Annotated in this window: 6 protein-coding genes; 3 read left to right on the top strand and 3 right to left on the bottom strand. The window is 74.3% G+C overall.

Annotated elements, in window-relative coordinates; translation table 11 throughout:
- Positions 1-149: 149 nt before the first annotated feature.
- Positions 150-1181 (bottom strand): methyltransferase, encoded by a 1032-nt coding sequence (locus ACFV61_RS04270; RefSeq protein WP_063350289.1) that lies wholly within the window; start codon positions 1179-1181, stop codon positions 150-152.
- A gap of 98 nt (positions 1182-1279) precedes the next feature.
- Positions 1280-2353, bottom strand: coding sequence for a nitrous oxide reductase family maturation protein NosD (locus ACFV61_RS04265; RefSeq protein ID WP_380345584.1), 1074 nt, complete (start codon positions 2351-2353; stop codon positions 1280-1282).
- 357 nt (positions 2354-2710) lie between these two features.
- Between ACFV61_RS04265 and ACFV61_RS04260 the strand changes: the two genes are divergently transcribed.
- The gene (locus ACFV61_RS04260) at positions 2711-3661 is read left to right on the top strand and encodes a deoxyribonuclease IV (protein ID WP_063350287.1); all 951 of its coding nucleotides are present in this window, start codon (positions 2711-2713) and stop codon (positions 3659-3661) included.
- A 147-nt stretch (positions 3662-3808) separates the two neighbouring features.
- On the opposite strand, the gene ACFV61_RS04255 is transcribed toward ACFV61_RS04260, so the two are convergent.
- Positions 3809-4015: a hypothetical protein gene (locus ACFV61_RS04255; RefSeq protein ID WP_063350286.1), complete on the bottom strand. Its 207-nt coding sequence runs from the start codon at positions 4013-4015 to the stop codon at positions 3809-3811.
- A 451-nt stretch (positions 4016-4466) separates the two neighbouring features.
- Here ACFV61_RS04255 and ACFV61_RS04250 point away from each other — a divergent pair, with 451 nt between their 5' ends.
- Positions 4467-5849 carry an amino acid permease gene (locus ACFV61_RS04250; protein ID WP_380490093.1) on the top strand — a complete coding sequence of 461 codons (1383 nt, stop codon included), beginning with the start codon at positions 4467-4469 and terminating at the stop codon, positions 5847-5849.
- 237 nt (positions 5850-6086) lie between these two features.
- Positions 6087-6383 carry a hypothetical protein gene (locus ACFV61_RS04245; RefSeq protein ID WP_380490074.1) on the top strand — a complete coding sequence of 99 codons (297 nt, stop codon included), beginning with the start codon at positions 6087-6089 and terminating at the stop codon, positions 6381-6383.
- The last annotated feature ends 62 nt before the right edge of the window (positions 6384-6445 follow it).

Genomic DNA, 6445 nt, shown 5'->3' with positions numbered 1-6445 from the left:
GCTCTACCTGGTGACCACGGACGGGGGGGGGGGGTGGGTGGGGGGGGGGGCGTCGAGCCGGTCGGGGGCGGCGGAGGCGGCCAGCGCCCGCCACCCCCCGCCGCCCCCAACTTCGGGGGGACGGCGGTCGTTCGCGTGCGGGCCGGTGCTCAGCCGCGCACGGTGGCCTCGAAGGCGTGCAGGTAGGGGTTGACCGGGTGGACGTCCGCGACGTCCAGTCCGGCGTCCTCCATCAGCCGCACCATGCTCTCCTTGGAGTGCTTGGCCCCGCCGACGTTGAGCAGCAGCATCAGGTCCATCGCGGTGGTGAAGCGCATCGACGGGCTGTCGTCGACCAGGTTCTCCACCACCACGACGCGGGCGCCGGGCCGGGCCGCGGCGACCACGTTGGCGAGGGTGCGGCGGGTGCTCTCGTCGTCCCACTCCAGGATGTTCTTGATGATGTAGAGGTCGGCGCGGACCGGGATCTCCACCCGGCAGTCACCGGGCACCAGCCGGGCGCGGGCCGAGAAGGCGCCGCCGTCCTGGAGCCGGGGTTCGGCGCCGGCGACCACCTTGGGCAGGTCGAGCAGGGTGCCGTGCAGCGCCGGGTGCTTCTCCAGCAGGCTGGCCAGCACGTGCCCCTGGCCGCCGCCGATGTCCGCCACCGAGTCGACGCCGGTGAGGTCCAGGTACTCGGCGAGGTCGTGGGCGGACTGCCGGCTGGAGGCGGTCATCGCCTTGTCGAAGACCTTCGCGGAGTCGCCCGCGTCGCTGTGCAGGTAGTCGAAGAACTCCTTGCCGAACAGCTCGGGGAAGACGTTGCGGCCGGAGCGGACCGCCTCGTCCAGCTTGGGCCAGGCCTCCCAGGTCCACGGCTCGGTGCACCAGAGGGAGATGTAGCGCAGCGAGTTGGGGGCGTCCTCGCGCAGCAGGCGGGACATCTCGGTGTGCTCGAAGCGGTCGTCGGAGGTCTCGGAGAAGATGCCGTAGCAGGTGAGCGCGCGCAGCAGGCGGCACAGCGGCAGGGGCTCGGTGTCGAGGGCGGCGGCGAGTTCGGTGACGCTGGTCGGGGTGTCGCCGAGCACGTCGGCGACGCCGAGCCGGGCGGCCGCGCGGACGGCGGCGGCGCAGGCGGCGCCGAAGACGAGCTCGCGCAGGCGCATCGCGGCCTGGGGAGTGGGGGGCGGTGCGATGGTCATGGGAGGTCTTCCTTGTCGACGGGGGCGGGGGTGCCGGGGGCGCGTGCCGGGAGCGGTTCGTACCAGGTGCGGGTCGTACCGGGTGCGGGTGCCGCGGTTCAGCAGCGGCCGGACGGATCGGACCGCGCGCAGGTGTTGCGGGCGAACGCGTTCTCGCCGGTGTCGCGGTCGGCGATGTCGGCCGGGCTGTTGCCGCTCAGGTGGTTGTCGGCGACGGTGTTGCGGGCGTTGGGGACGCCGACGGCGCTCTTGAAGAGGACGATCCCGCCGGAGAAGTCCGAGCTGCCGACGTTGTCGTGGACCTCGTTGTCGGTGACCCGGGTGTCCTCGACCCCGGTGAGCACGATGCCCGCGCCCTGGATGGCGCCCAGCCGCGGGTTGGCCGGGCAGAACATGTTGTTGGCGACGACCCGGTTGCGCCGCACGTCGAGGTCCCCGGCCCGGGGCACGCCCTCGTCGCCGACCACGAAGACGCCGGCGCAGTTGCCGCGGAGTTCGTTGTCCTGGACGGCCAGCCCGCGCAGTCGGCGGACGGTGACGCCGACCCGGTTCTCGGTCAGCTCGTTGCCCTCCACGACGGTGCCCCCGGTGTCGGGCGCGCCGCCCTCGCGGTAGGCGTAGTTGGCGAGGAAGACACCGGACTGGCCGTTGCGGGTCGCGCGGTTGCCGACGATCCGGGCCCGGGTGGAGATCTCCTGGCTGATGCCCTGCTGGGCGTTGTCGTGGACGTAGGTGTCGCGCACGGTCAGGCCGGTGGTGCCGCTGGCGTCGATGCCGTTCTTGCGGAAGCCGGTGACGGCGAGGGTCTCGATGGTGACGTCAGACAGCGGGGCCGCCTCGGTGCCGTCCACGCAGAGGCCGTGTCCGGCGGTAGCGCAGGCGTTCTCGGTGCCGTCCCCGGGGGTGATCACGCTGTCCGCGCCGGCGCCGCGCAGGGTGAGGCCCGGGGTGGTGATGCGGACGCTGCCGGGGTAGGTGCCGGCGAGCAGTTGGACAGTGTCGCCGGGGAGGGCGGCGTCGACGGCCTGCTGAATCGATTCGCCCGGCTGGACGACGTGCAGGCCGTCGGCGGCGTGGGCCGCGGGCGCGGCGGCCAGGGTGGCGAGGACGGTGGTCAGGGCGGTGGCGGCGGCGGTGGCCGCGGCGAAGTGGTGGACCCGTCGCGTGGGCATGAGTGGTGACCTGTTCTTTCCGGCGCGCTCGCCGGTGTGCGGCCGGAGCCTGCCGGGCAGCGCGCTAGGTACGCGGTGTCTGTTCTTACACGGTGTGCTTGGGCAGTGACGGCCGGTGGGTGCGGCCGACTCGACGCTATGGGCCGCCGGGTGGGCCCGCCACCAGGGCTGGGCTGCGGGACTGACGGGGCGTCGGCCGGTGGTGGGACGGCCCGGCGTGGCGCGGGGGGGGGGGGGGCGGGCCCCCCCGCCCCCCCCCCCCCACGGCACGCCACCGGACCGACCCCGGCACCACCCCCGGCACCGCCGGCCGGGCCGCGTGCCACCGCCGGCCGGCGGCGTGACATCCTCGGGGCCATGACCACCGCACCCGCAGCGCCCCTCGGCACCCTCCGCAACCCGGTCGGCGCGCACGTCCCGGTGGCCGCCCGCGGGCTGGCCGGCACGGGGCTGGCGTACGCGCGCCGGGTCGGCGCCGAGACCGTGCAGGTGTTCGTGGCCAACCCGCGCGGCTGGGCCACTCCGCCGGGCAACCCCGCGCAGGACGAGGAGTTCCGGGCGGCCTGCGCCGAGCAGGGACTCCCCGCCTGGGTGCACGCGCCGTACCTGATCAACTTCGGCTCGGACAACCCGGCCACCCGCGAGCGCTCGGCCGACTCGCTGCGGCACTCGCTGCGCCGCGGCCACGCGATCGGCGCACTGGGCGTCGTCCTGCACACCGGCTCGGCGGTCGGCACGGCGCCCGGCGGCGGCTCCCGGCGGGCCGAGGCGATGGCACAGGTCCGGGCCGACGTGCGGCCGCTGCTGGACGAACTGGACGCCCTCGGCGAGGACGCGCCCTGGCTGCTGCTGGAGCCGACGGCGGGCCAGGGCAGCTCGCTCTGCTCCCGGCTGGAGGAGCTCGCCGAGTACGTCGAGGCGCTGGACGGGCACCCGAAGGTCGGCGTCTGCCTGGACACCTGCCACGCCTTCGCCGCCGGGCACGACCTGGCCGTACCGGGCGGGGTGACGGCCGCGCTGGACGCCCTGGCGTCGGCGGCCGGGCCGGGCCGGCTGCGGCTGATCCACGCCAACGACTCCGAGGACGTCGTCGGCGCGCGCAAGGACCGGCACGCCAACATCGGCGCCGGGATGATCGGCGCGGAACCGTTCCGCGAGCTGTTCGAGCACCCGGAGACGGCCGGTGTCCCGCTGCTGGTGGAGACCCCGGACCGCAAGCACGGCGGGGACGGCACCGGGCACGCGATGGACATCGCCGTACTGAAGGAACTGCGCGAGCGGGCCGCCGCCCCCGCCCGACCGTCCTGACCTGCTCGGGCCGCCGCCCCGACCGGCCCGCCCGATCCGCCCGACCGGTCCGGCAGCGCGCCGCACGGCACCGCACCGCGCCTCGCCGCGCGGACAGCCGTGAGCCCGGAGGCCCACAGCGGCCCCCGGGCTCCGAGCTCGGACGGATCAGCCCTCGCTGTGCTCGTGGTAGTTGAACCAGTTGGCGTGCGGGCCGAACAGGCCGACACCCGCCGAACCGGACTCCAGGCCCTGCCCGGAGGACGGCACCGGAGTGTGGCCGAACGCCATGGCCGAGGTCGGCACGGCCACCACGGCCGCACCCGTCACGGCCACGATCACCGCGAGCTTGCGGATCTTCCCACGAAGCGACATCTACTGTCCCCTAGTTCGTCTCTGGTCCTCTGACCCGCGCCCCCGACCGGCCACGTCGACCGCCCGCAGGCTGGGCGACGCCCCACGGGGAGGCGCCGGGCCAACGTTTGCACACGAACGCGCACGCGCAGCGGCACGCCGCAACCCGGCTGAGGCATCCGGGTGACGACATCCCTCCCCCGGGTGAACGCCCTCGGACACCCGGCCGCACGCCGAACGGCCGCGCCGAACCGGCACTGGACGAGCGCCCGTCCGACCGGCGCAGGACGAGTGCCCGCCGGAGCGGCGCAGGACGAGTGCCCGTCCGACCGGCGCGGAACCGCAAGTCTTGCGGTGACATGCCAGGCCGACTGAACAAATCCCATCGATTTGGTACAGAGCGCCACCCGGTTCGAGCATGAACGGTGGCTCCACCGAGCACGAGCAGGACCACGAAAGGCGCACCACCCTCATGCAGACCAGCCCGGCCGCACCCCGGCAGGCGACCCGACCGAGCCCGCCGCAGACGCCGGAAGCGGTCACCGCGACACCCCGCAAGGGCGGCCGCTTCGGCCTGCCGACCGCCACCGCCCTGGTGATGGGCAACATCATCGGCGGCGGCATCTTCATGATCCCCGCCGCCGTGGCCCCCTACGGGACGGTCAGCCTGGTCTCCTTCGTCGTCCTGACCGTGGGCGCGATCGCCCTCGCGCTCGTCTTCGGGCAGCTCGCGCGCCGCAACCCGCGCACCGGCGGGCCCTACGTCTACGCCCGGGAGGCCTTCGGGGACTTCGCCGGGTTCCTGTCGGCCTGGTCGTACTGGATCACCACCTGGGTCAGCAACGCCGCGCTCGCGGTCGCCGCCGTCGGCTATCTCGACGTGCTGCTGCCCGTCGGCCACTCCATCGGGCTCAGCATCGCCGCCGCGATGGCCTTCCAGTGGCTGCCCGCGCTGGCGAACCTGGCCGGCACCCGCTACGTCGGCGCCGTCCAACTCGTCTCCACCGTCCTCAAGTTCATCCCGCTGCTGCTGGTCTCGGTGGGCGGTCTGGGCTTCTTCGACGCGCGCAACCTGGGCCCCTTCGACGCCACCGGGCACGGCTGGGCCGGCGGGATGACGGCGGCCGCGGCCATCCTGCTCTTCAGCTACCTGGGCGTGGAGTCGGCCGCGATGAGCGCCGGCCAGGTCCGCGATCCGGAGCGCAACGTCGGGCGGGCCAGCGTGCTCGGCACGGCCGGTGCGGCGGTGGTCTACCTGCTGGGCACGCTCGCGGTCTTCGGCACCGTCGCCCACGACCGGCTGATCCACTCCACCGCGCCGTTCTCGGACGCCGTGGACGCCATGTTCGGCGGCACGTGGGGCGGCACGGCCATCGCCGTCGCCGCGCTCGTCTCGATGACCGGCGCGCTCAACGGCTGGACGCTGCTGGCCGCCCAGGCGCCGTACGCGGCCGCCAAGGACGGGCTGTTCCCGGCCGCCTTCGCCAAGGAGCGGCGCGGCGTCCCGGTGTTCGGCGTCGTGACCAGCGTCGCGCTGGCCTCGGTGCTGACCATCCTCAACTTCGCCACCGGCGCCAAGGGCGCGTTCAACATCCTGGTGCTGGTCACCACCTTCACCGCGACCGTCCCGTACCTGCTCTCCACCGCCGCGCAGCTGTACTGGCTGGTGCGCGGCATGCCCGACAAGGTCTCCGGGGGCCGGCTCGCCCGGGACGCGGTGCTGGGCCTGGGCGCCTTCGGCTTCTCCCTGTGGCTGGTGGCCGGCGCCGGTTACGCGGCCGTCTACCAGGGCGTGCTGTTCCTGTTCGCCGGGATCCTGGTCTACGTCTGGATGGCGGCCCGCCGCCGGGACTGACGGCCCGAGGGCCGGGGCCTCGGCGGCTCGGAGTAACGAGCGCCTGACGGATCGTCACGCGCCTTGCCGGAGGCGGCAGATGTGGACATCCTTGGCCGGAGGTTTCCCTCCCGGGCGGCTCCGCGCCATCGGCCGGGCCGCCCGCACCGGATAGACGGGAGGCCGGAACCTCCGCACCCTGCACCGCCGTTCCACGCGAACCTCCGTTTCCGTGAACCTTCGAGTACCGGGAGTGCCATGAAGATCCTGAGGCTGTTGACAGTCCCCGCCGCCGTCCTCGCCCTGACCGCCGGCACCGTCACCACCGCCGCAGCGGCCCCGGCGCGGCCGGCCCTGAACGACGTCGTGGTCCTCGGCGCCGCCTCCAACGGCCAGACCGTGCAGGTCCACCCGGGTGACGTGGTCCAGATCAACCTGCCGCCCTACCGCGACAGCACCGTCACCTGGCTGTCCTCCGTCCCGGCGACGACCGCGCCCTCGGGGGGGGCGCCGACCCCCCGCCCGCCCCCCCCCCCCAACACCCGGCGAGGTTAAACCAAAACCAGCCCCCCCGACCCACAGGGGTTGGGGGTTGGGGGGTGGGGGTGGGAAAGGGG

This window comes from Kitasatospora sp. NPDC059817, assembly GCF_042731835.1.
Lineage (GTDB): Bacteria > Actinomycetota > Actinomycetes > Streptomycetales > Streptomycetaceae > Kitasatospora.
Note: the sequence above shows the minus strand (reverse complement) of the source record. Positions and strands in the feature narration are given on the sequence as shown.

Coding starts and splice junctions, on each gene's coding strand:
- ACFV61_RS04250 (WP_380490093.1), top strand. CDS start 4,467: ATGCAGACCAGCCCGGCCGCACCCCGGCAGGCGACCCGACCGAGCCCG.
- ACFV61_RS04245 (WP_380490074.1), top strand. CDS start 6,087: ATGAAGATCCTGAGGCTGTTGACAGTCCCCGCCGCCGTCCTCGCCCTG.
- ACFV61_RS04265 (WP_380345584.1), bottom strand. CDS start 2,353: ATGCCCACGCGACGGGTCCACCACTTCGCCGCGGCCACCGCCGCCGCC.
- ACFV61_RS04255 (WP_063350286.1), bottom strand. CDS start 4,015: ATGTCGCTTCGTGGGAAGATCCGCAAGCTCGCGGTGATCGTGGCCGTG.
- ACFV61_RS04260 (WP_063350287.1), top strand. CDS start 2,711: ATGACCACCGCACCCGCAGCGCCCCTCGGCACCCTCCGCAACCCGGTC.
- ACFV61_RS04270 (WP_063350289.1), bottom strand. CDS start 1,181: ATGACCATCGCACCGCCCCCCACTCCCCAGGCCGCGATGCGCCTGCGC.